At 32.8% G+C, this 25,598-nt stretch carries 23 protein-coding genes and 1 pseudogene; 9 read left to right on the top strand and 15 right to left on the bottom strand.

What is annotated here, in order from left to right; translation table 11 throughout:
• Positions 1-186: 186 nt before the first annotated feature.
• Both HVS_RS01095 and HVS_RS17810 read right to left on the bottom strand, forming a co-directional pair.
• Entirely contained in the window at positions 187-642 is a 456-nt protein-coding gene (locus HVS_RS01095) for an ATP-binding protein (RefSeq protein ID WP_242971630.1), read from the bottom strand.
• A 2-nt stretch (positions 643-644) separates the two neighbouring features.
• Positions 645-1,582: pseudogene (locus tag HVS_RS17810) on the bottom strand (transposase family protein).
• A gap of 682 nt (positions 1,583-2,264) precedes the next feature.
• Between HVS_RS17810 and HVS_RS01085 the strand changes: the two are divergent.
• The 3 genes from HVS_RS01085 to HVS_RS01075 all read left to right on the top strand — a co-directional run bounded on the left by HVS_RS01085 (position 2,265) and on the right by HVS_RS01075 (position 6,585).
• On the top strand, positions 2,265-2,441 hold the full coding sequence (locus tag HVS_RS01085; protein ID WP_101298620.1) for an IS3 family transposase: 177 nt from the start codon (positions 2,265-2,267) through the stop codon (positions 2,439-2,441).
• A gap of 632 nt (positions 2,442-3,073) precedes the next feature.
• Entirely contained in the window at positions 3,074-3,922 is an 849-nt protein-coding gene (locus tag HVS_RS01080; RefSeq protein ID WP_159063336.1) for a copper amine oxidase N-terminal domain-containing protein, read from the top strand.
• A gap of 26 nt (positions 3,923-3,948) precedes the next feature.
• Entirely contained in the window at positions 3,949-6,585 is a 2,637-nt protein-coding gene (locus HVS_RS01075) for an Athe_2463 domain-containing protein (protein ID WP_101298618.1), read from the top strand.
• A gap of 290 nt (positions 6,586-6,875) precedes the next feature.
• Here the strand turns inward: HVS_RS01075 and HVS_RS01070 are convergent, their stop codons facing one another.
• Together HVS_RS01070 and HVS_RS01065 are read right to left on the bottom strand one after the other, a co-directional pair.
• Positions 6,876-7,676: an ExeA family protein gene (locus HVS_RS01070; protein ID WP_101298617.1), complete on the bottom strand. Its 801-nt coding sequence runs from the start codon at positions 7,674-7,676 to the stop codon at positions 6,876-6,878.
• Between the two features lie 2 nt (positions 7,677-7,678).
• Positions 7,679-8,869 (bottom strand): DDE-type integrase/transposase/recombinase, encoded by a 1,191-nt coding sequence (locus HVS_RS01065; protein ID WP_242971628.1) that lies wholly within the window; start codon positions 8,867-8,869, stop codon positions 7,679-7,681.
• A 563-nt stretch (positions 8,870-9,432) separates the two neighbouring features.
• Here HVS_RS01065 and HVS_RS17675 point away from each other — a divergent pair.
• The 6 genes from HVS_RS17675 to HVS_RS01040 all read left to right on the top strand — a co-directional run bounded on the left by HVS_RS17675 (position 9,433) and on the right by HVS_RS01040 (position 14,900).
• A complete protein-coding gene (locus HVS_RS17675; protein WP_101298615.1) occupies positions 9,433-9,609 on the top strand; it encodes an IS3 family transposase in 177 nt (58 codons plus the stop codon).
• Positions 9,610-9,978: 369 nt separating this feature from the next.
• The gene (locus HVS_RS01055) at positions 9,979-11,418 is read left to right on the top strand and encodes an ISLre2 family transposase (protein WP_242971627.1); all 1,440 of its coding nucleotides are present in this window, start codon (positions 9,979-9,981) and stop codon (positions 11,416-11,418) included.
• Positions 11,419-12,321: 903 nt separating this feature from the next.
• The gene (locus tag HVS_RS01050; protein ID WP_159063335.1) at positions 12,322-13,170 is read left to right on the top strand and encodes a copper amine oxidase N-terminal domain-containing protein; all 849 of its coding nucleotides are present in this window, start codon (positions 12,322-12,324) and stop codon (positions 13,168-13,170) included.
• 23 nt (positions 13,171-13,193) lie between these two features.
• Positions 13,194-13,385, top strand: a complete 192-nt coding sequence (locus HVS_RS01045) for a hypothetical protein (protein WP_159063334.1) — start codon at positions 13,194-13,196, stop codon at positions 13,383-13,385.
• Between the two features lie 41 nt (positions 13,386-13,426).
• The gene (locus HVS_RS16345; RefSeq protein WP_159063333.1) at positions 13,427-13,600 is read left to right on the top strand and encodes a hypothetical protein; all 174 of its coding nucleotides are present in this window, start codon (positions 13,427-13,429) and stop codon (positions 13,598-13,600) included.
• A 79-nt stretch (positions 13,601-13,679) separates the two neighbouring features.
• The gene (locus HVS_RS01040; RefSeq protein WP_101298611.1) at positions 13,680-14,900 is read left to right on the top strand and encodes an IS256 family transposase; all 1,221 of its coding nucleotides are present in this window, start codon (positions 13,680-13,682) and stop codon (positions 14,898-14,900) included.
• Between the two features lie 41 nt (positions 14,901-14,941).
• Here the strand turns inward: HVS_RS01040 and HVS_RS01035 are convergent, their stop codons facing one another.
• The 11 genes from HVS_RS01035 to HVS_RS00990 form a co-directional block, all read right to left on the bottom strand.
• A complete protein-coding gene (locus HVS_RS01035; RefSeq protein WP_101298610.1) occupies positions 14,942-15,187 on the bottom strand; it encodes a hypothetical protein in 246 nt (81 codons plus the stop codon).
• A 506-nt stretch (positions 15,188-15,693) separates the two neighbouring features.
• The gene (locus HVS_RS16340; RefSeq protein WP_157942918.1) at positions 15,694-15,840 is read right to left on the bottom strand and encodes a hypothetical protein; all 147 of its coding nucleotides are present in this window, start codon (positions 15,838-15,840) and stop codon (positions 15,694-15,696) included.
• 95 nt (positions 15,841-15,935) lie between these two features.
• On the bottom strand, positions 15,936-16,208 hold the full coding sequence (gene tnpB / locus HVS_RS01030) for an IS66 family insertion sequence element accessory protein TnpB (protein ID WP_235827384.1): 273 nt from the start codon (positions 16,206-16,208) through the stop codon (positions 15,936-15,938).
• 237 nt (positions 16,209-16,445) lie between these two features.
• Positions 16,446-16,628, bottom strand: coding sequence for an IS66 family insertion sequence element accessory protein TnpA (gene tnpA / locus HVS_RS01025; protein WP_101298609.1), 183 nt, complete (start codon positions 16,626-16,628; stop codon positions 16,446-16,448).
• Positions 16,629-16,707: 79 nt separating this feature from the next.
• Positions 16,708-17,130, bottom strand: a complete 423-nt coding sequence (locus HVS_RS01020) for a hypothetical protein (protein WP_101298608.1) — start codon at positions 17,128-17,130, stop codon at positions 16,708-16,710.
• A gap of 293 nt (positions 17,131-17,423) precedes the next feature.
• Positions 17,424-20,054, bottom strand: coding sequence for an Athe_2463 domain-containing protein (locus tag HVS_RS01015; protein ID WP_101298607.1), 2,631 nt, complete (start codon positions 20,052-20,054; stop codon positions 17,424-17,426).
• 25 nt (positions 20,055-20,079) lie between these two features.
• Positions 20,080-20,925 carry a copper amine oxidase N-terminal domain-containing protein gene (locus HVS_RS01010; protein WP_157942927.1) on the bottom strand — a complete coding sequence of 282 codons (846 nt, stop codon included), beginning with the start codon at positions 20,923-20,925 and terminating at the stop codon, positions 20,080-20,082.
• Positions 20,926-21,005: 80 nt separating this feature from the next.
• Positions 21,006-23,702 (bottom strand): Mbeg1-like protein, encoded by a 2,697-nt coding sequence (locus HVS_RS01005; protein WP_159063332.1) that lies wholly within the window; start codon positions 23,700-23,702, stop codon positions 21,006-21,008.
• Positions 23,699-24,433, bottom strand: coding sequence for a hypothetical protein (locus HVS_RS01000; protein WP_101298604.1), 735 nt, complete (start codon positions 24,431-24,433; stop codon positions 23,699-23,701). Before HVS_RS01000 ends, HVS_RS01005 begins: the two co-directional genes overlap by 4 nt.
• Before the next feature lie 3 nt (positions 24,434-24,436).
• Positions 24,437-25,039 (bottom strand): hypothetical protein, encoded by a 603-nt coding sequence (locus tag HVS_RS00995; protein ID WP_101298603.1) that lies wholly within the window; start codon positions 25,037-25,039, stop codon positions 24,437-24,439.
• Between the two features lie 63 nt (positions 25,040-25,102).
• Entirely contained in the window at positions 25,103-25,423 is a 321-nt protein-coding gene (locus HVS_RS00990) for a hypothetical protein (RefSeq protein WP_101298602.1), read from the bottom strand.
• Positions 25,424-25,598: the final 175 nt, after the last annotated feature.

The following is a 25,598-nucleotide window of genomic DNA, read 5'->3' as shown; positions in this document are numbered from 1 at the left end:
TTAAAATTTTAATCAAAATATTGATAATAGAAAACTTTTAAGTATAAATTCAATAAGTTTACAACATTTATTACTTAAACGGTTTATAACCGTTGTACTAAGGCTGCCGGTTAAAGATAAAAGTATTTTAGATATCAAAGTCTTTTTGTCCTTGGTATACGATTTCTTCATCTACATGCTTTTGCTTTATTGAACAAGCATACATAAGGCTTGAGGTTGCAAGACTGTTAACAAGGCGGGGTACGCCTTTTGATGCAGAATAAATAGCTTCAATTGCAGCCTGGGTATATAGTACAAAGACATTATTGCTTGTTGTATCTGATGAAACATTGTAACCTTCTTATGTGAAGGCACTTCTCCTAAAGATATTAAAAGACCTCGGTAAAAATCCATAACGGTAACTGTTGAGAGAGAAAAATAGCAGGGTTTGTAAAGTCCCGGATTTAACCCGGCTGAAAATTTTCTTAAGGCGGTGGATTTTCCCATTCCCGGTTCACCGACTAAAAGAAACATTCCCCGGATGTTTTGAATATATTTAAATCTTGAATTTAATTCCTTAATATCTTCACTTTCATAAACATCAGAAATATCAATTTCTTTTCCAAAAGGATTGTATTTTAGTCCAAAAAACTGTCTGAACATAATTATTTCTCTCCTTCCATAATTGTTTTAAATGAAATTGTTTGTTTTGATTTAGGCATGTCAGCATGTGTTACAGATACTTCGTTATTTTGTAAATCCACTATTAACTCAGAATTTTTAGGTCTGCCCCTTCGTTTCATATGGGCATTGTCATGAAAATTAACCTGCAAGGCTTCACCGATTTTCTTGCCTTCATAGTATATGAATACCGGCTCTTCTAAACTCTTAATTTTATTCATATTAAGTTGGGATAAAAATCTTTTTCTAACTGTTAAAAAGAACCTTTCTATTTTTCCCCGGCTATGTGCAACAAAGGGTTTCGAATGTATAAGAGTGCATCCTACGTCCGCGCACATAAATTCAAACTGCTGTGAACGGTAAATCTTCCCATTGTCCGTATAGAGCAGGGAAGGTATGCCTCTTCCTGTATGTAAGGTCCATACATTAAATCCCCATACCACAACTCATTTATATATTGATGTGCAAATCTTTTAATTTCTTTTTTCTCTTCAGTTTCATAAATGCTTTCATGATTTGAAAATTTTAAAAACCTGTATAGTGTGGTAAGTGATATTTGCCCTTCTTTTAATATGCCTTTTTTTATTAGTTTATCATAGATGATTGTAGTAGGCGCTTTAGGATATTTTCTTTTCGTCTCAAGGATTTTTTCAGCAAGTTCTGTATCTATTTTTCTACAATTACCCCTGTCTTTCCGGTATCCGGGTTTTAATGCATCCAATCCTTCACGCATGTAATCACAGTACCAGGACTCTATTGTTTTAGGTGAATATTTTCTTATGCCATAGTGTGGCATTTCTACGGGTTTTGATGAAATTTGAACATAATAGTCCTTACGATTATTCACTTGTCCATTTAGGATCGGACTTATCAGTGAAAATCTTTTTAACGCAATGGCATTTCTTACCTCTTCACTTAACATATTCCTGACCTCCTGTTGCATTTTTAGGAAGCCATGACCGGTCAGGCTGTTCTTTACCACGGATGTTACCATAGTTATTTGCTCAAGTAAAGGAAAATATGGTGTTGCGGTTGATTTCATTAAAAATTTTTCATAAGACGCTTTTTAAAATCCTATTTTAATGTTATAATCATGCTGCAAGAAATGTTTTAGCGGTAGCTTGATAGTATTTTTGAGAGAATAGTTGAATGTTGGGGAATTCTCTTACTACTATTGCTAAAACGTTTCTTGCTTTTTCTGTGTTTCCAAGAGTTTCATCCGGTAATTTCACTTTGTGTATTATTTGTCTTAATCCATTTTGTATTGTATTGAGATTTTTAATGAATTTTTTTCTGTAATAGTATAGAATTTGCCTTGAAAACTGTACGTTGTTTTTTAGATTTAGTCGGTTTATAACTGAATTAATACTACCTTTACGATAAAATAAATTATATATGTATTCAAAAATATGATTTACTGCATTAATAAATCCGGGTAAACAAAAGTTAGGAATATATGATATGGTGCATCCACATAGAGGACATATATAGCGAGTGAAAATATTTTTTCAAATTGCGGTAGGGTTAAAAATTTTTTCACCTATTTTAATGTGATAAAATAAGGGTAGATTTACCTAAATTAAAATGAAAATCTACACTCAACCTTGAAGAAGGACGTGATATATGGAATCCGCTTCAAGACAAAAAAAGAGACTAGGAAGGTGATAATTAACTATATAGAAGGTTTTTATAACTCAAGGCGTTTGCATTCATCACTTGGATATAAATTGCCAAGAGAATATATAAACGACTACTATAAGAATGAGAAAAAAGTGGCCTAGTACCGATATCGCAGGAGTGGCGGAGCTTCCCTTTACAATAAGAGGGACCCGTATGATATCCTATTAAAAGGCGGCAGCCACCTGTTCCCAGAGGCCTACTACATATAATGTGGCTCCGCTCTGGCTGCTTTAATCATATAGGAGATGCTTGTTGTCAAGGGCACTCCGAAAACAAGCAATTGGTCTAACGAAAGACAGAGAAATTTTGAGAGCGAGGCAGTAAACTGACGTAATTGTATGTCCAGTTTAATCAGGACAGACCAAAGAAAGAGTTATATGGTATAATAGACAATAAGTTAGAGGAATTATAAAAGAAAATAATTAGCTCAACATGATGTAAAACACTTTCGTTACTAAGAGACCGTTATTTGAAATAGCTGCACAAATGAAAAATGGGATGTCATCTACTTTTTCTTTTTCCTACAATAAAATGACGCTATCGCGGTAGGGTTAAGAATTTTTTTCACCTATTTTAATGTGATAAAATAAGGGTAGTTTACCAAATTTAAAATGAAAATCTACAGTAGCAGGGAAGCAAATAGTTTTGCTTGATTATAAAAATAAAGTTAAAATAAAATTTTGTAGATATATATTATATATCATGTAAAAAATGAAAAATGGGAGGAAATAAAATGAAAAAAATAGTTTTATTTATTACAGTATCAGTTATTATGTTAATGGCTTTTACAACAACATCCTTTGCTCAATTGCCTCTTCGTGTGGTGGTAAACGGCAATAGGGTGAATTTCCCGGATGCAGAGCCGTTTATAGACGACAACGGCAGGACACAGGTACCGGTGAGGTTTGTAAGTGAAGCATTAGGGGCAGAAGTAGGCTGGGAAGGAAGCACAAAGACGGTTACAATATCCCAGGGAGATAAAGAAATAAAGATAGTAATTGGAAAAAAGGACTATACAATAAACGGTGAAAAGAATCTAATGGATACAGAAGCGTTGCTGAAGGAAGACAGGACCTTTGTACCGGTGAGGTTTGTAAGTGAGGGGTTAGGTGCAAGGGTGGATTGGGACCCGGCTGTAAGGACGGTTTATATTGATACAAGAGAAAAAGGCGACATAAAGGATGACACCCCAAAGGATGGAAGTATTATAGAAAAGTATGGCTATTTAGTGCCAAATGATACAAACATAATAATTGCAAAACCCCAAGGAAGTGACAAAGTAGAAACGAGAATGTCTATAAATTTTATGAGACCAAATTTTGAAAAACAAATTGAAGACTTAACATTTGCATTAGAAAATAAGTTTGGTAAAGATATAGCAAATGAAATAAGAAAACATGTTGAACAAAAGAAAAGCAGATGGCATCAATTACCTGAAAAATATATATATGTAGAAAAAACTAATCAATATATTTGGATAAGAAAATCAATAACAGAGTCTATATCGATAGATATTTTTCATCCTGGATATATACCTAATACAAGTCAGTACAATGATGTTGTAGTTGAGTGGGAAAATTAATAACGATGAAACGGCAGGTGTAAAAGGTGAAAAAGCATATAATTAAAATACTGATTATATCTTTACTAATACAGGTGATTAATATTACAGTATCAGCAAGCAGCACTAATATAAAAACAGCCAAAGAATCACTGGATATTGCCAATAAATTTTTAGAAGAAAATGTACTGGGATTTTACGGATATTATGGAGAAACGAATATAAAGGGAGATAAAATAAATGAAGTATTAGCTGTAAAGGGTACTCCGGCTTTTAGTGATATGCCTATTTTTGTATATGGCAGTGAGGAAAAAGCCAGTATTGATGCTGTTAAAGAAGCTGCAATTAAAGTAATTAAAAGACCCGATGAAGAAGGAGTTTCTCAATACAGATGTTTAGGTTACACTCTTAATGGAGATTTATTTGCAAATCCTGTATTTCCACCTGATTATCCCCCAACACAGAATGTTAAAACTCTCAACGGAAGATGGGTTAAAGAACCGTGGGACCATAAACATCCTTATATTCAACAGTGGATAAATATGATAGATTTTACACCGGAACAATTATTTGAATTAACCGGACGGAGGGATTTCTTTGCCGCAAATATAGTTGACGGTCCGGAGCCCCAATATTTTTCTGACGGAGGTTCTGTTGAAGATTATGTACATATAATCCAGCCCCCTACAATGCATTCATGGGGGCTGGGAATAGGATTTTATTTTCACAACAATGGTCAAAATTTAAGATACAAAACCTTTCTCCTTATGCCGTTTGAAATGCTAAAAAAAGATATTTCCGTTCAAGCAGAATCTATTCCGGTTGGTGCCGGGGCAGGAAGAAAAGTTTTAGTCGGAATAAATGTAAAGTCCACATTTACTGAGGATGAGACAGCAGATTATGAATGGGAAATTATAAAGAAAAGTGATGGCTCTAAAATACCTGTAGAATATTTAGGACATGCAACCAAAGAAAAGGGCAAAATCACCATTCCCGGTGAAAATGAAAGATTGATGTATGCAAGTTTTAGTATGCCTGAAGATGATGTTTTGGTGCGTTTTGTTATAAACGAAGACGGTACAAGCCCTGAAGAAAAATATTTAGGAAACAATGTATTTGAAGCAGAAATAAAGTATGTTGAGAGTATTTTTGAATATGGTGAATATGACATTCCTTACAACGTACTCTCAAGAGACTTTAGTTTTAATCTTTCAAAAAGACCTTCCGTGGCTGATTTAGGGTCTGCCAGAGGAAGCTGGAGCGGAAATATAACGGGAGAGTTTAGAATAATAAGAGATCCAAAGGACGGATTGTTTAGAAAATATTCTGAACAAAATAATCCTCCTGTCAATGAAGTGAGAAGAAGCAGAGTTGAAAGAAATCCTATTGTAAATTTCACTATTGAAAGAAGGGATTTTGGAGATGACCCTGAAGGACGAAAATGGCTTGACATAAATCCTTCAACCCCGATGGTTAAAAATGGCCGGCTTTTCTCTGAAGGCTATATACAAGGATGGGATGTTTATGAGTGCGGTTTTGAAGATTGTGAATTATGCCCTCATAAAGTACTTAGAACTGCACCGTTTAACGAAGTAACAAAAGATTTAACGTTTAATGTTTATGTATACAATGGAATGAAAAACATTCCGTCAAAAAGCTTTAGAAATGAAATAGAAAACAACAGGGTAGATTCTCTTAACAAAAAAATGTATTGGGAAAGTGAGCCGTATAATTTTAATGTAATCAGATGGATGTGTCGTTTAGACTCCAATGGAAAAGAATACGGCTGGACATCTGTTGACGGAAGATATCAAAGAACTTTTAAGCAGCAAAACAGTGGGGATATACAAATTACAATAAAAAGTCCTATGGAAGTTGAATATATGCAGGCAAGGGAAGCAGCAAGGCAAGGTATAAACAGAAAAGACCTGTATGACAAAGCTGTATTTCCAACGGATATAGATCTTCAAAGATTTGAGTACCCTATAAAGTCAGGATACTACTTTAACCCTGCCGGAAAATATTCTTTTAAAGTGGAGACGGTAACATACAAGCCTGTGCCTTATGATACACAGGAACACAAAGATATTGTAAACGCCGTTATAAATTCATTTAACTACGAAACAGACCTTATGTACATAAATGACTACAGGGAGGCTGTAAATATAAAAGGAGAACTGCTGCCTGAAAGGGGAAGTACTTTCAGTACACGTCCGGGCAGATTGACGGCACGGGATAACATAGGTATAAACGGGATAGAACTTGTGACGGTGTTAGACAGAAATAGCGATGAGTTACGTTATACAAAAAAAGTTGAAGAAATTTACCATGAACATATAAGCGGAGGAAATACACATGAATATTGGAAAATGGTGATGGAAGGATATGAAGAGTCAAATACTTTAAGCAGCAGGGATAATTACAAATACAGAGAGTATGTAAAACCGGGACAAAAAATGTACAAAATAACAGAAACAACAGAGGTGGACATTATTATAAACAAGGACAATATAAACACTTTTACACATGCACATATGCCGGATGGTGAGTATTACATAAGAGTGTGGATGGACAATATTGATTTAGGAAGCAGCAGCCATGCATATAGCTCATTAGGTACATTAAGCGGGGTAATGCTTGATGAAATGTATATTACTGTAAAAGGCTCCATGTATGATGACTAATTAGGTCAATTTTACCACAAATTAGTGAATATTTTCAAATTAAAATAGGAACGCGATAATCAAATTTTCAAATTCCAGTAGGATTCAAAATAAAATCTGGAAAAATAAGTATTGCATAACACTTTCAAATTTGTACAATAAAAATGAGCAGATTAACTGCTCTTAAAAATTTTAATCAAAATATTGATAATAGAAAACTTTTAAGTATAAATTCAATAAGTTCACAACATTTATTACTTAAACGGTTGATAAGCGTTGGGCTAGGGCTGCCGGTTAAAAACAAAAGTATTTTAGATATCAAAATCTTTTTGTCCTTGGTATACAATTTCTTCATCTATATGCTTTTGCTTTATTGAACAAGCATACATAAGGCTTGAGGTTGCAAGGCTGTTAACAAGGCGGGGTACGCCTTTTGATGCAGAATAAATAGCTTCAATTGCAGCCTGGGTAAATATATTTTCATGTAAACCGGCAGACTTTAGCCTTGTAAAAATATAGTCTGAAAGCTCCTCAGGCTTTAACCCCTGCATTACGTATTTTACGGCTATACGCTGCTTTAAAGGTGCATTTACCGCTAACTGTAATTTGTTCCTGATTTGCGATTGCCCCGACAATATTAATATAAAAGGATTTTCAGAGTCCATTTTAAAGTTAAATAAAAGCCTTAATTCTTCAAGTATGCTGTTTGACAGCATCTGTACCTCGTCAAGGATAATAACCGGAGTAATTTTTTGATTATAGTACAAAGACATTATTGCTTGTTGTATCTGATGAAACATTGTAACCTTCTTATGTGAAGGCACTTCTCCTAAAGATATTAAAAGACCCCGGTAAAAATCCATAACGGTAACTGTTGAGAGAGAAAAATAGCAGGGTTTGTAAAGTCCCGGATTTAACCCGGCTGAAAATTTTCTTAAGGCGGTGGATTTTCCCATTCCCGGTTCACCGACTAAAAGAAACATTCCCCGGATGTTTTGAATATATTTAAATCTTGAATTTAATTCCTTAATATCTTCACTTTCATAAACATCAGAAATATCAATTTCTTTTCCAAAAGGATTGTATTTTAGTCCAAAAAACTGTCTGAACATAATTATTTCTCTCCTTCCATAATTGTTTTAAATGAAATTGTTTGTTTTGATTTAGGCATGTCAGCATGTGTTACAGATACTTCGTTATTTTGTAAATCCACTATTAACTCAGAATTTTTAGGTCTGCCCCTTCGTTTCATATGGGCATTGTCATGAAAATTAACCTGCAAGGCTTCACCGATTTTCTTGCCTTCATAGTATATGAATACCGGCTCTTCCAAACTCTCAATTTTATTCATATTAAGTTGGGATAAAAATCTTTTTCTAACTGTTAAAAAGAACCTTTCTATTTTTCCCCGGCTATGTGCAACAAAGGGTTTCGAATGTATAAGAGTGCATCCTACGTCCGCGCACATAAATTCAAACTGCTGTGAACGGTAAATCTTCCCATTGTCCGTATAGAGCAGGGAAGGTATGCCTCTTTTTAACACCGCTTCTTTAAATGAATGCCTTAACGATTCTAAATTTTGTGTATAGTAAAATTCTCCGTGAGGTACAAGTCTTGATGCATCATCTATATATGCTAATAAGTATGTGGCTCTTTTCTTCCTGCCTTCCTGTATGTAAGGTCCATACATTAAATCCCCATACCACAACTCATTTATATATTGATGTGCAAATCTTTTAATTTCTTTTTTCTCTTCAGTTTCATAAATGCTTTCATGATTTGAAAATTTTAAAAACCTGTATAGTGTGGTAAGTGATATTTGCCCTTCTTTTAATATGCCTTTTTTTATTAGTTTATCATAGATGATTGTAGTAGGCGCTTTAGGATATTTTCTTTTCGTCTCAAGGATTTTTTCAGCAAGTTCTGTATCTATTTTTCTACAATTACCCCTGTCTTTCCGGTATCCGGGTTTTAATGCATCCAATCCTCCACGCATGTAATCACAGTACCAGGACTCTATTGTTTTAGGTGAATATTTTCCTATGCCATAGTGTGGCATTTCTACGGGTTTTGATGAAATTTGAGCATAATAGTCCTTACGATTATTCACTTGTCCATTTAGGATCGGACTTATCAGTGAAAATCTTTTTAACGCAATGGCATTTCTTACCTCTTCACTTAACATATTCCTGACCTCCTGTTGCATTTTTAGGAAGCCATGACCGGTCAGGCTGTTCTTTACCACGGATGTTACCATAGTTATTTGCTCAAGTAAAGGAAAATATGGTGTTGCGGTTGATTTCATTAAAAATTTTTCATAAGACGCTTTTTAAAATCCTATTTTAATGTTATAATCATGCTGCAAGAAATGTTTTAGCGGTAGCTTGATAGTATTTTTGAGAGAATAGTTGAATGTTGGGGAATTCTCTTACTACTATTGCTAAAACGTTTCTTGCTTTTTCTGTGTTTCCAAGAGTTTCATCCGGTAATTTCACTTTGTGTATTATTTGTCTTAATCCATTTTGTATTGTATTGAGATTTTTAATGAATTTTTTTCTGTAATAGTATAGAATTTGCCTTGAAAACTGTACGTTGTTTTTTAGATTTAGTCGGTTTATAACTGAATTAATACTACCTTTACGATAAAATAAATTATATATGTATTCAAAAATATGATTTACTGCATTAATAAATCCGGGTAAACAAAAGTTAGGAATATATGATATGGTGCATCCACATAGAGGACATATATAGCGAGTGAAAATATTTTTTCAAATTGCGGTAGGGTTAAAAATTTTTTTCACCTATTTTAATGTGATAAAATAAGGGTAGATTTACCTAAATTAAAATGAAAATCTACACTCAACCTTGAAGAAGGACGTGATATATGGAATCCGCTTCAAGACAAAAAAAGAGACTAGGAAGGTGATAATTAACTATATAGAAGGTTTTTATAACTCAAGGCGTTTGCATTCATCACTTGGATATAGATTGCCAAGAGAATATATAAACGACTACTATAAGAATGAGAAAAAAGTGGCCTAGTACCGATACCGCAGGAGTGGCGGAGCTTCCCTTTACAATAAGAGGGACCCGTATGATATCCTATTAAAAGGCGGCAGCCACCTGTTCCCAGAGGCCTACTACATATAATGTGGCTCCGCTCTGGCTGCTTTAATCATATAGGAGATGCTTGTTGTCAAGGGCACTCCGAAAACAAGCAATTGGTCTAACGAAAGACAGAGAAATTTTGAAAGCGAGGCAGTAAACTAACGTAATTGTATGTCCAGTTTAGTTAGCGTAAAGTTATTGTAGGGAATGAGACATAAAATACCATATAAAATTGAAAAGAAGATGACATCCTGTTAAGATATTAATACAAAAAAAAATCTAACAGAAAGGATGACATCTTCTATGTATAATAGTATACAACATTTTAATGAATTTGGGGCAAAAAGAATTGAAAAAAAGATAAAAAATTTTATTGAAGAAGGAAAAGACTTAGCTGATCTTATTCTTGGTCTGAAAGAAGATTTATTTAAACTTGGACGCGATATACTTAAAGAAGTGCTTGAAGATATGGATGAATATTTACGTAACTGTGAAATAAGGAAACAGTATTGGGAAATTATAAGAAAAGATAAAACAGCTATTTTAACGACATTTGGAACACTAAGTTATAACAGGACATATTTTAAGCATAAGGAAAATGGTAATAGACAACACCTGGTCGACAGGATTGTAGGTGTAGAACCACATGACAGAGTAAGTGCCGATGTTGTAATTAATGCAATAGAAGAAGCAGCTGACAGCAGCTACAGAAAGGCAGGAGAAAAGGCGACATATATTGATGAAATCAGCAAACAAGCTGTGATGAATAAAATACATAATATTGAAATAGTTGAGCCTGAAATAAAAGTAGATAAAAAGAGAAAAGTAAAAATATTGTATGTTGAGGCAGACGAGGATCATGTAGCATTACAACAAAAAAGCACATTAAGACAGAATGAGAAGGGCAAGAGAAATACAATTATGCCAAAACTTGTATATGTGCATGAGGGAATTGACTTTGAAAAAAGTAATAAGAAGAGAAAAGTATTAAAGAATGTTCGATATTTTGGGGGTGTGTATAATAATTCAGAAAATTTGTGGCTTGAAGTATCGGAATACATATATAAACAATATGACGTTGATTTTTTAGAGACGGTGTATATATCAGGAGATGGGGCGTCATGGATAAGGCAAGGAGTTAACTGGCTTTCAAAAAGTAAATTTGTACTTGATAGATACCATCTTCAAAAATACGTAAGAGTTGCAACCACACATTTAAATGATGAAGCAATAAGCCAAGATTTACAGGACGCATTGAATTTATCTGATAAAAAAAAGCTAACAAAGGTTTTTAAAAAGATAATCGAAAAGACAGGTGATAATGAAAGTAAAATAAAGGCTATAAAAAGTGCAAAGCGATATATTTTAAATAATTGGGATGGTATAGAAATAAGGTCAAACACAAGAATAGTGGGTTGTAGTGCTGAAGGTCATGTGAGTCATGTATTTTCATCCCGTTTAAGTTCAAGACCTAAAGGCTGGTCGAGAAAAGGTGTAGAAAAGATGTCAAAGCTGATAATATACAAGAAGAATGGCGGTAAGGTATATGACATAGTTATGGCACAAAAACAAAAAAAGTTAGCAGCTAGTAGGCAAGAAATTCAGGAAAAATTAATTAAGGAATTAAAGAAGTCATCAAACAGGTATGAGAGTGTATGGAATAGTAATTTAACTGTTATTCATAAGGGGTGTAAAACTGGTTTATATAAAGAATTAAGGCGTATTATAGGTATATGCGGATAGGGATGAGGTAATAATAAAGCAAAAATTACGGGAAAGTTTACAAGTAAGCCTATCCAATAGGAATTATACATATCTGGAAAAAAGACAAAGAAAAAGAAAAAACATAAAAAAAGGAAAAGAAAAGAAAAAAGCAAAACTTTAGTACCATGACCCGCGAAGTCCTACTACTTGTCAAGGCCGGGCTTTGCCCGCTTGTTTTAGCCTTGACAAAATGGAAAATGGTACAATAGAAATACTTTTTTCTTTTAAAAGTAGCGTTAAAATGTGAAGGAACATAGATAACAAAATGTACTGATTTGTGACAATCATTGAGTAAAATGGATTCTTTATAGGAAGAAAGAGTTATATGGTATAATAGAGAATAAGTTAGAGGAGTTATAAAAGAAAATAATTAGCTCAGCATGCAAATTATGCAAAATACTCTCGTTACTAAGAGACCGTTATTTGAAATAGTTGTATAAAAAATGGGATGCCATCTACTTTTCTTTTTCCTACAATAAATTGACGCTATCCCAGTTTAATCAGGACAGACCAAAGAAAGAGTTATATGGTATAATAGACAATAAGTTAGAGGAATTATAAAAGAAAATAATTAGCTCAACATGATGTAAAACACTTTCGTTACTAAGAGACCGTTATTTGAAATAGCTGCACAAATGAAAAATGGGATGTCATCTACTTTTTCTTTTTCCTACAATAAAATGACGCTATCGCGGTAGGGTTAAGAATTTTTTTCACCTATTTTAATGTGATAAAATAAGGGTAGTTTACCAAATTTAAAATGAAAATCTACAGTAGCAGGGAAGCAAATAGTTTTGCTTGATTATAAAAATAAAGTTAAAATAAAATTTTGTAGATATATATTATATATCATGTAAAAAATGAAAAATGGAAGGAAATAAAATGAAAAAAATAGTTTTATTTATTACAGTATCAGTTATTATGTTAATGGCTTTTACAACAACACCCTTTGCTCAATTGCCTCTTCGTGTGGTGGTAAACGGCAATAGGGTGAATTTCCCGGATGCAGAGCCGTTTATAGACGACAACGGCAGGACACAGGTACCGGTGAGGTTTGTAAGTGAAGCATTAGGGGCAGAAGTAGGCTGGGAAGGAAGCACAAAGACGGTTACAATATCCCAGGGAGATAAAGAAATAAAGATAGTAATTGGAAAAAAGGACTATACAATAAATGGTGAAAAGAGTCTAATGGATACAGAAGCACTGCTGAAAGAAGACAGGACCTTTGTACCTATAAGGTTTGTAAGTGAGGGGTTAGGTGCAAGGGTGGATTGGGATCCGGCTGTAAGGACGGTTTATATTGATACGAGGGAAAAAGGCGATTCTAAGGATGACATACCAAAGGATGGAAGTATTATTGAAGTAGATGGGTATTTAGTGCCAAATGATACAAATATAATAATTGCGAAGGCTCAAGAAAGTAGAATTGTGGATACACATATTTCTATAAATTTTATGAGACCAAATTTTGAAAAGCAAATTGAAGACTTAACATTTGCGTTAGAAAATAAATTTGGTAAAGATATAGCAAATGAAGTGAGAAAACATGTTGAGCAAAAGAAAAGCAGATGGCATTACTTGCCTGAAAAATACATATATGTAGAAGAAACGAATCAGTATATTTGGATATCAGAGTCAATAACTGAAGGTATACCAATTGCTATAATGGTTCCCGGATATGTACCTGATACAAGTCAATATGACGATGTTATTGTAGAGTGGGAAAATTAATTATGGAACGGCAGGTGCAGAAAATGAAAAAGTACATAATTAAAACACTAGCTATATTCATTATATTGCAAATGATTAACACTACTATATTATCAGGTAGCACTAATATAAAAACAGTTGAGGAATCGCTGGATATTGCCAATAAATATTTAGAAGAAAAAGTACTAGGGTTTTATGGTTATTTTGGAAAAAAGAGTTTAATGGAGATGAAATAAATGAAGTATTAGCTGTTAAAGGTACTCCGGCCTTTAGTGACATGCCTATTTTTGTATATGGCAGTGAGGAAAGAGCCAGTATTGATGCTGTTAAAAAAGCTGCGATTAAAGTGATTAAAAGACCCGATGAAGAAGGAGTTCCTCAATACAGATGTTTAGGCTACACTCTTAATGGAGATTTATTTGCAAATCCTGTATTTCCACCGAGAATGTAACAAATTTTGTGTATGAATGAATAATTAAATTCCTTCTTGGCAAGAATTACAAACAATAAAAGCTAAGGAGGAATTTTTTATGTCAACATTATCAAAAGAACAGATAAAAGCAATAGTGAAGGGAAATAATTTCCAAAGTGTGACTGATGTCACGAACTATCTTAAAGACATTTTTAAAGACATTATACAAGAGCTTATGGAAGCTGAATTAGAAGAAAAGCTTGGTTATGCTAAGGAAGAACGTAGTGCAAAAAATACCGACAACTGTAGAAATGGTTATTCTACTAAGACTTTAAAAAGTGAATTTGGAGAAGTTGAGATTCAAATTCCAAGGGACCGTAAAGGAGAGTTTGAGCCTAAAATTATACCTAAATATCAAAGAAATGTTTCCGGCATAGAAGAAAAAATAATATCTCTATACGCAAGGGGCATGTCAACCAGGGATATTGGAGAGCAGCTAAAGGACCTTTATGGAGTGGAAATATCTGCGGAAATGGTTAGTAGGATTACTGACCGTATTATTCCTGAAATAAAAGAATGGCAACAAAGACCCTTAGAACCTATATATACATTTTGTTTTATGGATGCCATTCATTATAAAGTCAGAGATGAAGGAAGAATATGTAATCGTGCAGCCTATGTGGTTATTGGTGTTAATGTTGAGGGATATAAAGACATACTGGGTATATGGATTGGAGAAAATGAATCATCAAAATTCTGGCTTGGTGTAATGAATGATCTTAAAAATAGGGGTGTACAGGATGTAATGCTATTTTGCGTGGATGGACTTACAGGACTGAAAGAAGCTATAAATGCTGCGTTTCCTATGGCAGAAATACAAAGATGCATAATACATCAACTGCGTAATTCCTTTAAGTATGTATCCTGCAAAGACATAAAAGCCTTTAGTAATGATTTTAAAAATGTCTACAAAGCTATTAATGAAGAGGTTGCCTTAGAGAAGTTTTATGAATTAAAAGAAAAATGGGGAAAAAGCTATCCCTTTGCGATACGGAGCTGGGAAAATAATTGGGATGTACTAAGTCCATTCTATAAATTCCCAGAAGAAATCCGAAAGATTATCTATACAACTAATGTTATTGAAGGATTACACCGGCAGTACCGTAAGGTAACAAAATCAAAAACTATGTTTCCATCAGATGATTCTTTAGAAAAAATGCTATATATGGCTTCAAAAAATGTGATAAAAAAATGGACCCAACGTTATAAAAATTGGGATAGGGTATTGAATCAACTGATAATTCAATACCCAGGACGCCTTGACAATTATGTTAGTTAAAACAGAAAGACAAATAAAGTATTAAGTGTTCCTTGAAAACTTTATATGGCGGTTTTACTATGTTTAATATCTTCCTTTGAATTTTCAAGTACAAGGTATAATTTGTCTGCAGAGTTGACTTTTCCGGAAACACAATATATTTTGTCTCTTTTAAAGACATGTTTTTTCCTGAAGTCATAGAGTAAATAAACCCGGTTAGTGTCAAGATCCTTCATTGTAAAAATATTGTATCTATCTAATTCTTTGCAATTTATCACTACCATGTTATTAGCACTAAAATTAAACACTGCAAAGCTCCTTCATCATAAAAAATATAGAATCTTATATAGGATTTTATACGCTTCCCTGAAACTTGTATGGTTTCAGCCCGGTTGTAGGTTCCCTGTTGCTTCCCAGCATTGCAGGGTATCGGCAGAGCCGGGCCTCAATAGAATTATTGACAAAAAGCAAATTAAATTAACATTGTACTTTTATGTTTTTACTTTTTTAAATTTGCTAGACAAATAAGTATTGCCAATTATTAAAAAATTTATGTATAAAACTTTAATAATTGGCAAAACTCTATAATGAAAAACAAAATGCAGTTATATATTCTGTAAACTAAAATTAATTAATGTTTCTTGCTGAGAAGGATTTACATAAAATCTAAACCCACAAAATTATTTACACTCCCGCCAGATAACTTAAAAATACCTACTAAATAATTTTCATAGCTAAATATTATTAAAATTTCAACGTTCAATATAAAATAATTTTTTATAAATAAAACTATATCATTTATTAAAGTTTAATTCTAGACGTTAATTTCTTGACGCTTACCATTAATTTCTATATCTTTCGATTTTAATTCTTTGTCTTTCGATTCTAATTCTTTATTTATATCAAAAATTAATTTTCTTGTATTTTCATCAAGCTGGATTTCATCGTGAATTTTTTGCACTTATAATAACCTCTAATCTCTTATTTTTTATAACTATATTATATCACAAAACCCTTTATATTACCAGCTTTTAAAGGGTTTTGTTTGTAAAATTTTTAAAAATATTTTCTACCTTTGACGGATTTAAATTTTGAAGTTGTTCTTACTTCATATCCTTTTAATAACCACTTTAACTCGTCTACGTCTACTTTAAGAGCCTCATCTTTTGTCATTGGCCATTTAAATTTATTTTCTTCTAATCGGTAGTAATACAACCAAAATCCATTATCAAAGTGTAATACTTTTAGTTTGTTCATCTGTCTGTTACAAAAAACAAATAGTGCCTTTTCATAAGGATCTAGCTTAAGCTCCATCTTTATTATAACCATTAACCCATCTATACTTTTTCTTAAGTCCGTGACACCACTAGCTAAATATACAGTATCTATCTCATTAATATTTAACAACTTCTTACTATCTCCTTTAGTGCATTTGATAAAGATAACTCATCTGAATTAGATATATATATTTTAGCCTTTCCAATTTCTATTCTTATTTCATTAGATGGGTTAAGATTATTTTTTACATCAGGTGAGTTCTCTATTTTATTTTTCCTACCATTTAAATTAATAGCATGAAATATTGATTCGTTTTTCTTCCTTAGTTTTTTTCTTTAGTTTTTTTCTTTGATAATATAACCTATGGATATTTACATCATACTCTCTACAAAAACCAGATATTGTTCCTTCATATTTTGAGAATTTTTCTAAAATATCCTTCCAATATTCATTTGTCTCTATTTGATTCAATTAAAAAACCTCCTATACTTTTGATAATTCAATTGTATAGCAAATTTTTTAGTATTTATATCCGTTAATTCTTTTACGCTTACCATATAGTTACTGGAAGACCTGGAAGCCTTATTTTTGAATATTCTGAAATACTTATATCAGGTGTTACACTGTTTGGCACTGGTCTTCCTCCTGGTCTGTAAAACACCTTGCTTTTTGGATGAATTTCTTTCACTATTTCAGTTAATTCCTTTTCAATTCTTTCTTTCATATGAAAATCCATATAATTGTCAACTATAGCTCCTGTTTCATTATACCTTTGTACCACTATCCTGTGGTTAGGAAATTTCTCTGATTTTACTATCATCTCTGTATAAGGTGCTGTCCATACTTCTGTATTAATACTCACAAACTCAAACTCCTCATTATATTTCTCCCTCATATGCTCCGTCATCATATCCTTTACTGAACCTTCTTTCTGCACAACATCTTTATTTTTACTATCATTGCTATTTGACATACATCCTGCACATTGCCCAGCATTGTGTATTATTGATACTATACCTATTGCTATTTTTCTTTACCATGCATTACTAACCCTCCGTTTTTATTTGGCTTTGAATATTTTCTTGAGAATCCATTATAACCTCTCTAAAAGTATGAAATAGGATTTAAGTTGCCATTTGTCTACGTTTCGTGGGCTTTTAGTCACTACTGGCATTTAAAACAATGACTTTGAAGTCACTTTTATCCGTGACTAAAGTCATGTTTTCATTTAAGATGCATCATAAAAATAACAAATACAATAAATTATTAATCATCGTACATAGAACCTTTTACCGTAATATACATTTCATCTAGCATTACCCCGCTTAATGTACCCAATGAGCTATATGCATGGCTGCTGCTTCCTAAATCAACATTATCCATCCATACTTTTATGTAGTACTCACCGTCAGGCATATGTGCATGTGTAAAAGTGTTTATATTGTCCTTGTTTATAATAATATCCACCTCTGTAGTTTCTGTTATTTTGTACATTTTTTGTCCTGGCTTTACATACTCTCTGTATTTGTAATTATCCCTGCTGCTTAAAGTGTTAGATTCTGCATATCCTTCCATCACCATTTTCCAATATTCATGTGTATTTCCTCCACTTATATGTTCATGGTAAACTTCTTCAACTTTTTTTGTATAACGTGACTCATCACTATTTCTGTCTAACACCGTCACAAGTTCTATCCCGTTTATACCTTTGTTATCCCGTGCTGTCAGCCTGCCCGGTCGTGTACTGAAAGTACTTCCCCTTTCAGGCAGCAGTTCTCCTTTTATATTTACAGCCTCCCTGTAGTCATTTATGTACATAAGGTCTGTTTCGTAGTTAAATGAATTTATAACGGCGTTTACAATATCTTTGTGTTCCTGTGTATCATAAGGCACAGGCTTGTATGTTACCGTCTCCACTTTAAAAGAATATTTTCCTGCAGGGTTAAAGTAGTATCCTGACTTTATAGGATAGTCAAATCTTTGAAGATCTATATCCGTTGGAAATACAGCTTTGTCATACAGGTCTTTTCTGTTTATACCTTGCCTTGCTGCCTCCCTTGCCTGCATATATTCAATTTCCATAGGACTTTTTATTGTAATTTGTATATCTCCACTGTTTTGCTGCTTAAAAGTTCTTTGATATCTTCCGTCAACAGGTGTCCAGCCGTATTCTTTTCCATTGGAGTCTAAACGGCACATCCACCTGATTACATTAAAATTATACGGCTCACTTTCCCAATACATTTTTTTGTTAAGAGAATCCACCCTGTTGTTTTCTATTTCATTTCTAAAGCTTTTTGACGGAATGTTTTTCATTCCATTGTATACATAAACATTAAACGTTAAATCTTTTGTTACTTCGTTAAACGGTGCAGTTCTAAGTACTTTATGAGGGCATAATTCACAATCTTCAAAACCGCACTCATAAACATCCCATCCTTGTATATAACCTTCAGAGAAAAGCCGGCCATTTTTAACCACCGGGGTTGAAGGATTTATGTCAAGCCATTTCCTACCTTCAGGGTCATCCCCAAAATCCCTTCTTTCAATGGTGAAATTTACAATAGGATTTCTTTCAACTCTGCTTCTTCTCACTTCATTGACAGGAGGATTATTTTGTTCAGAATACTTTCTAAACAACCCGTCTCTTGGATCTCTTATTATTCTAAACTCTCCTGTTATATTGCCGCTCCATTCTCCTCTTGCAAAGCCTAAATCAGCCACGGAAGGTCTTTTTGAAAGATTAAAACTAAAGTCTCTTGAAAGTACATTGTAAGGAATGTCATATTCATCATATTCAAAAATACTCTCAACATATTTTATTTCTGCTTCAAATACATTGTTTCCTAAATATTTTTCTTCAGGGCTTGTACCATCTTCATTTATAACAAAACGCACTAAAACATCATCTTCAGGCATACTAAAACTTGCATACATCAATCTTTCATTTTCACCGGGAATGGTGATTTTGCCCTTTTCTTTGGTTGCATGTCCTAAATATTCTACAGGTATTTTAGAGCCATCACTTTTCTTTATAATTTCCCATTCATAATCTGCTGTCTCATCCTCAGTGAATGTGGACTTTACATTTATTCCGACTAAAACTTTTCTTCCTGCTCCGGCACCAACCGGAATGGATTCTGCTTGAACGGAAATATCTTTTTTAAGCATTTCAAACGGCATAAGGAGAAAGGTTTTGTATCTTAAATTCTGACCATTGTTGTGAAAATAAAATCCTATTCCCAGCCCCCATGAATGCATTGTAGGGGGCTGGATTATATGTACATAATCTTCAACAGAACCTCCGTCAGAAAAATATTGGGGCTCCGGACCGTCAACTATATTTGCGGCAAAGAAATCCCTCCGTCCGGTTGATTTATATAACCGGTTTGGTATGAAATTTAATCCCCTTATCCACTGCCGGATGTAAGGATGATTATGATTCCATGGTTCTTTTACCCATCTTCCATTAAGAGTTATTACATTTTGACTTGGAGGATAATCAGGTGGAAATGCAGGATTTGCAAATAAATCTCCATCGATAGTATAGCCCAAACATCTGTACTGAGGAACTCCTTCTTCATCAGGTCTTTGAATTACTTTAATCGCAGCATTTTTAACTGCATCACTACTAGCACTAATTTCATTACCATATACGAAAACAGGCATGTTACTAAAAGCCGGAGTTCCTTTTACAGCTAACACCTCATTTATTTTATCTTCTTCAACATTCGTATCTCCAAAAAAATTATAATAACCAAGATTCTTTCCTAACCACTCATTAGCTAAATCAAGTGACTCTTGTGCTGTTTTTACTTCAGTATTCGAAAATACAATAATATTAAGGTTTTGCATAAGTATGGCTAATATTATTGCATAAACAATATACTTTTTCATCCTTTACACCCGCCATCCCTTATTTTCAAAATTCCCACTCTACTACAACATCACTATATTCATCTGTATTAGGTACATATCCTGGAACCATAACTTCTATTGATATACTATCCGTCTGTGATTCTCTTATCCAGATATATTGATTTGTCTCTTTTACATATATGTATTTTTCGGGTAAGTGGGTCCATCTACTTTTCTTTTGTCTAACATGTTTTTCTATTTCGTTTGCTATATCTTTACCAAATCTGCTTTCTATCGCAAAAACAAGATCTTCAATTTGCTTTTCAAAATCCAGTCTTAAGACACTTATAAGTATACTTGTTTCTATAATACCGTTATTTGACTTTGAAATTATTATATTTGTATCATTTGGCACTAAGTATCCATCTTCTTCTATAATACTTCCATCCTTTGGTGTGTCATCCTTTATGTCGCCTTTTTCCCTAGTATCAATATAAACCGTCCTTACAGCAGAATCCCAATCTACCCTTGCACCTAACCCCTCACTTACAAACCTTACAGGTACAAAGGTTCTGTCTTCTTTCAGCAGTGCTTCTGTGTCCATTAAATTCTTCTCACCATTTATTGTATATTCCTTTTTTCCAATTACTATCTTTATTTCTTTATCTCCCTGGGATATTGTAACTGTTTTTGTTTTTCCTTCCCAATCTACTTTTGCCCCTAACGCTTCACTTACAAACCTCACCGGTACCTGTGTCCTGCCGTTGTCGTCTATAAACGGCTCTGCATCCGGAAAATTCACCCTGTTGCCGTTTACCACCACACGAAGAGGCAATTGAGCAAAGGATGTTGTTGTAAAAGCCATTAGCATAATAACTGATACTGTAATAAATAAAACTATTTTTTTCATTTTATTTCCTCCCATTTTTCATTTTTTACATGATATATAATATATATCTACAAAATATTATTTTAACTTTATTTTTATAATTAAGCAAAACTATTTGCTTCCCTACCTGCCATAGCTTCTATTCTTTTATACTCTACACGAGCATTGTCTAACGCTTTTGTTTTTCTTTCAATCATGTCGGTAATTCGTCTAGTATCAGCTTTTATGTTATCACAAATTCTATTAATTTCTCGTATTCTCTGCCTTACATAATATTCATTATATTTCCTCTCCGTATCAGATGTTAAATTGTTTACATCCTTTAGCATGTAATGTATCTTTTCTCCCCATTCTCTTTCTAGGTCTTTCATCTTCTTTCTCAAATCTTCTAATCTTGCTAAATCTACTTTTAAATTTTTTATATACGTTACTCCTATAGTTCTAATTACACTGTTTCTTAAAGTCTTAAGTACATGTTCTTTTTTATCCCTAATACTTTTTACTGTTTCCTTTTTATAATCTATAACATACTTAACTGCACCTTCAAATTTCTCACGCATAGTTTTTATTTGTTCCCTTATATTGTCTGTAACTTCTTCGACTTTTTGACTTGCTTTTTTAGTTACTTTGTTCCATGCATTCGCCACTTCTTTTTTGCAGTATTTTGCAAAATTCTTTATTCCATTTACCACACTTGCAATAAAGCTCGAAATAGCTCTTTCTGCTTTGTTTTTAAAATCTTCCATCGCTTTTATTCCTGTATGTACAGCATCTTTTATGTTATTTGCTATACCCAATACATAATCTTTTAGTCTTACCAATGCTTTTTCTGCCTCAGATACAAATCTTAAAAATGTCTCTTTAAGATTTACTCTAAATTCCTCTATTTTAGTTCCTGCTTCTTTTATCTTATCTACTACAAGACCTATTCCTCTTATACACTCAGTTGCCGCTCTATTGGCAAAGTTAACTGTAGTCGTTTTGACCATGTTACCCAAATTGACAACTTTGTTTACTCCTGTTTTTAACCCTTCATATCCTTTTCTTATTATGTTTTTACCATTATTTATTAAGTTATTTACTCCATTTGTTACCTTCTCAACTGCACTGTTCCATGCATTCTTAACTGTATTTTTACAAAAACTCGCAAATTTATCTATACCATCTTTTAGATTGTTAAAAAAGTTGGTTACAACTGTGTTGAGCTTATTTTTGAAATCTTCTATTTTCTTAACTACATTTTCTATTACATTTTTAGATGCATCTATTACATCATCTATTATATGTCCAACATATATAATCATTCTGTCAAAGGCTGCCCTTGCTTCTAAAATAAATTTACAAAATGCTCTTCCTAAAGATTGTCCATAATCAATTAGAATTCTTCCAAATTCCTTGGACTTTTCCAAAATAAAATTACCTAGCTTTTTCAAACTCTCTAATGCTTTTAACGCAGCATTTTTAATGTTTCTAAATCCTATTCTTATAACATCATCCGAAAATAACCCAGGACATATTCTTGACAAAGCATTAGCAGCTAAAAATTCAGCTATAACTCCATGTTTTTCTCTAATCATATCTAATGACGCTTCACTTGCCATATCAGCTAAAAGGGGTGTTGACAACAAGGTTGCTAACTTATCAGACCATGATGCCACACTTTCTCCATCTACAGTTTCATTATCACCCTGCATAAATGACATTATAGTACTAAAAATTTTATCTCTGTATTCAGGAGGCAATTCTAAAGCTTGTCTAGCAAAATTCTCAACAAACAAAGATAAATAACCTTGTTCCACTTGCATTGCAAATTCCCCATCTTCTGTTAAACACGAATCTGGAAAGTGTAGTTTTGCAACATCAGAGATGCCTGTAATATTTTTTATAAATTCTAAAACATCTTTAGGGCTATTTATATTTAGTGGAATCTCTGATGGAATTACAGTTTTAAAATAAAAACGGTTTTCATCTGGAATTATATATATGCCAAGGGGATTTACAAAGTCATTTTCTCCATTAAAACTATAAAGTTTTTTTAATGATTCATTGTAATCATCAAATCTTTTCTCAAAAGCTTCTATAGCTTCGGGAGAAAAACCCTGACCATCATAGCTAAAGCAATATTTTATTAAATCTCTATATTTTGAATTTACAGTTGTATACTGTGCCTTATTACCACCTTTTGAATGACCTGTAATAGTAATTTCTATATTCTTTTTATGATAGTTGTTTTTTTCCACTATATAATCAAAGTATTCCATTGCCTGTTTTTGTTGTTGAGTTTCATTAACTAATCCTATAAGTCCTTCGGAATTGTCTCCCCATTCTCCGGAGGCTGTTCCTCTATACACCACTATTATATTCCCGTTTTCGTCCTCAAATGTACATGCATTAAGACCTTTTCTGTCATTGAATTTATCACCCATATTCCAGCTCTGATTTCCTATAGTCATATTGGCTAATCTTTCATTATTTTCAACTGCATTTTTTAAAATTCTATATTGACGCATCCTATTTTTATAGTCTTCTTCGGAACCTTCTTTAAAGCCAGTTTCAGATTTTTTATCTCTTCTGCCTAATTTCATGGAGTCTTCAAGGTATAATTCCTTATACATAGCATATTTCTCTTCGCAGATAGCACCGTCGGGGGAGTCGTAAAATTTACCAAGATTATTTATTATGTTGCGAAGGCTCATTCCATCTCGGGCGTCAGTCCATTCAATATTTAAATATATTAATGTATTTAATAACCTTCCTTCTAATCCTTGTTCCTGGAGTTCTGGATTTAATTCATTCATTTTATCTCCCTCCATTCATAGTAACTAAATTCAAAAGAATCTCCCATATTAAAATTACCTCTAATTAAAACCCATTCAGCATTATGAGGTCCTGTTAATACTTCAGTTTCGTTATCCTCATTAATTAAATCTATTTTACCCTCTTTTATATAGAAAACATCTAAATTACATATATACTTTTTCTCTTCTAAAACTTTTCGAAGTTCTTCTATTTTCTCTCCCTTATTTGTTTCATAATCAGGGTCTTCAATACATATAGTCACTGGAAGACCTGGAAGCCTTATTTTTGAATATTCTGAAATACTTATATCAGGTGTTACACTGTTTGGCACTGGTCTTCCTCCTGGTCTGTAAAACACCTTACTCTTTGGATAAATTTTTTTCACTATTTCAGTTAATTCCTCTTCAATCCTTTCTTTCATATGAAAATCCATATAGTTGTCAACTATAGCACCTGTCTCACTATATCTTTGTACTACTATCCTGTGGTTAGGAAATTTCTCTGATTTTACTATCATCTCTGTATAAGGTGCTGTCCATACTTCGGTGTCAATGTTTACAAACTCAAACTCTTCGTTATATTTTTCTCTCATATGCTCCATCATCATATCTTTTACTGAACTTTCTTGCTTCACAACATCTTTTTTACTATCTTTGCTATTTGACATACATCCACACACTCCTATCGCTAATATTATTGATATTATACCTATTGCTATTTTCTCTATCATACTTTAATCCTCCATTTCAAGTTCTTCTTCAAAGTTGAATTCCGGAAATCCAATTTGAGAATAAATTAAGTCCTGTATTTTCTCATTTACTTTTTTATTTATTTCTGCCTTTTCTTTTTCTAATATTTCATCTACCTTTGTAAAAAACTCATTAATTACACTGTTTACATCAAATGCCGTTTTGCCCATTGTAAATAAAACCAAACCTTTTAATATGATTTCAACACTTTTACAGCATTCTTCTACTATTTCAACTGCTTTTTCTGTAACTTTCTCCACCTCCAAATTAAACTCTTCTTCATTGCTTTCTATGTCCCCTTCAAATTTTATATTATCTCTGTTTTCAGCCAGCTCTTTTTTCATGTATTTTATAACATTTCCCATTGCTTCTCTAGTTTTTTCTTTATCTAAATCATTCACTTTTAAAAGAATTGAATGTATATTTTTTGCAACAAGTAATTCTTCATCATTTGATTTAAAAAATATATTAAATATTTCTTCATTAATAGTACCTTCTGTATCTTCAAGCCAATTTTTTAATTCTAAAAATTCCTTATCCTCTTCACCAGTTCTCTGTTCTTCATTAATCGCCTTTTCTTCCTTCATGAAATCCCCCCCTATATATTATTAAATTAAGTTTTAATTACGTTTTTTGTCTTTTATTAATTGCTATATAAATCTATTAGCTTTCTCCTGTTCTCTCTTCTTTTTTTCCAATTCTAATTTACGTCTTCTTTCATCGTCTGCATGTTTTATATCTGATGCTAAGCTTCTTAGCTGGGATTTTAAGCTGTTTATGTTGCTGTATGTTCTGTTTGTAATTTTTTCAATTTCTGACAAACTAGCATCAACAGACTTGACTGCCTCACCTTTCCACCAAGTCTTACTTTCTTCTACCGCACCTTTTAACATATTTTGTTTTTTCTTCAAGTCACTTTCTACTTCATTAACTCTTCTTATTGTACTTTGTACAGCATTTTGTGTACTCATAATCAGCCCTCCATTACTACTTTATAAATAACTTAGTTCTTCTGCTAAACTATATATTCTCTCAAATATACTAAGAATACATAGTTTAACAGGTAAAAGTATTAGAACTTCACCTGCTAGTGCTTTTTAACATATGAATTTCTAACCTTTTACACTGTTAAAAATACATTTTTTG

The sequence above is a fragment of the Acetivibrio saccincola genome (assembly GCF_002844395.1).
Lineage (GTDB): Bacteria > Bacillota > Clostridia > Acetivibrionales > Acetivibrionaceae > Herbivorax > Herbivorax saccincola.
The sequence above is the reverse complement of the archived record's forward strand: the minus strand, read 5'-3'. Positions and strand labels throughout refer to the sequence as shown.

What these genes read in the sequence shown, in the direction of transcription:
- HVS_RS01095 (WP_242971630.1), bottom strand. Translation starts at nt 642, where the DNA reads ATGTTCAGACAGTTTTTTGGACTAAAATACAATCCTTTTGGAAAAGAA.
- HVS_RS01080 (WP_159063336.1), top strand. Translation starts at nt 3,074, where the DNA reads ATGAAAAAAATAGTTTTATTTATTACAGTATCAGTTATTATGTTAATG.
- HVS_RS01015 (WP_101298607.1), bottom strand. Translation starts at nt 20,054, where the DNA reads ATGAAAAAGTATATTGTTTATGCAATAATATTAGCCATACTTATGCAA.
- HVS_RS01055 (WP_242971627.1), top strand. Translation starts at nt 9,979, where the DNA reads ATGTATAATAGTATACAACATTTTAATGAATTTGGGGCAAAAAGAATT.
- HVS_RS01020 (WP_101298608.1), bottom strand. Translation starts at nt 17,130, where the DNA reads ATGTCAAATAGCAATGATAGTAAAAATAAAGATGTTGTGCAGAAAGAA.
- HVS_RS01065 (WP_242971628.1), bottom strand. Translation starts at nt 8,869, where the DNA reads ATGAAATCAACCGCAACACCATATTTTCCTTTACTTGAGCAAATAACT.
- HVS_RS01050 (WP_159063335.1), top strand. Translation starts at nt 12,322, where the DNA reads ATGAAAAAAATAGTTTTATTTATTACAGTATCAGTTATTATGTTAATG.
- HVS_RS00995 (WP_101298603.1), bottom strand. Translation starts at nt 25,039, where the DNA reads ATGAAGGAAGAAAAGGCGATTAATGAAGAACAGAGAACTGGTGAAGAG.
- HVS_RS16345 (WP_159063333.1), top strand. Translation starts at nt 13,427, where the DNA reads ATGCCTATTTTTGTATATGGCAGTGAGGAAAGAGCCAGTATTGATGCT.
- HVS_RS01005 (WP_159063332.1), bottom strand. Translation starts at nt 23,702, where the DNA reads ATGAATGAATTAAATCCAGAACTCCAGGAACAAGGATTAGAAGGAAGG.
- HVS_RS01045 (WP_159063334.1), top strand. Translation starts at nt 13,194, where the DNA reads ATGAAAAAGTACATAATTAAAACACTAGCTATATTCATTATATTGCAA.
- tnpB (WP_235827384.1), bottom strand. Translation starts at nt 16,208, where the DNA reads ATGGTTATAATAAAGATGGAGCTTAAGCTAGATCCTTATGAAAAGGCA.
- HVS_RS01000 (WP_101298604.1), bottom strand. Translation starts at nt 24,433, where the DNA reads ATGATAGAGAAAATAGCAATAGGTATAATATCAATAATATTAGCGATA.
- HVS_RS01040 (WP_101298611.1), top strand. Translation starts at nt 13,680, where the DNA reads ATGTCAACATTATCAAAAGAACAGATAAAAGCAATAGTGAAGGGAAAT.
- HVS_RS00990 (WP_101298602.1), bottom strand. Translation starts at nt 25,423, where the DNA reads ATGAGTACACAAAATGCTGTACAAAGTACAATAAGAAGAGTTAATGAA.
- HVS_RS01070 (WP_101298617.1), bottom strand. Translation starts at nt 7,676, where the DNA reads ATGTTCAGACAGTTTTTTGGACTAAAATACAATCCTTTTGGAAAAGAA.
- HVS_RS01010 (WP_157942927.1), bottom strand. Translation starts at nt 20,925, where the DNA reads ATGAAAAAAATAGTTTTATTTATTACAGTATCAGTTATTATGCTAATG.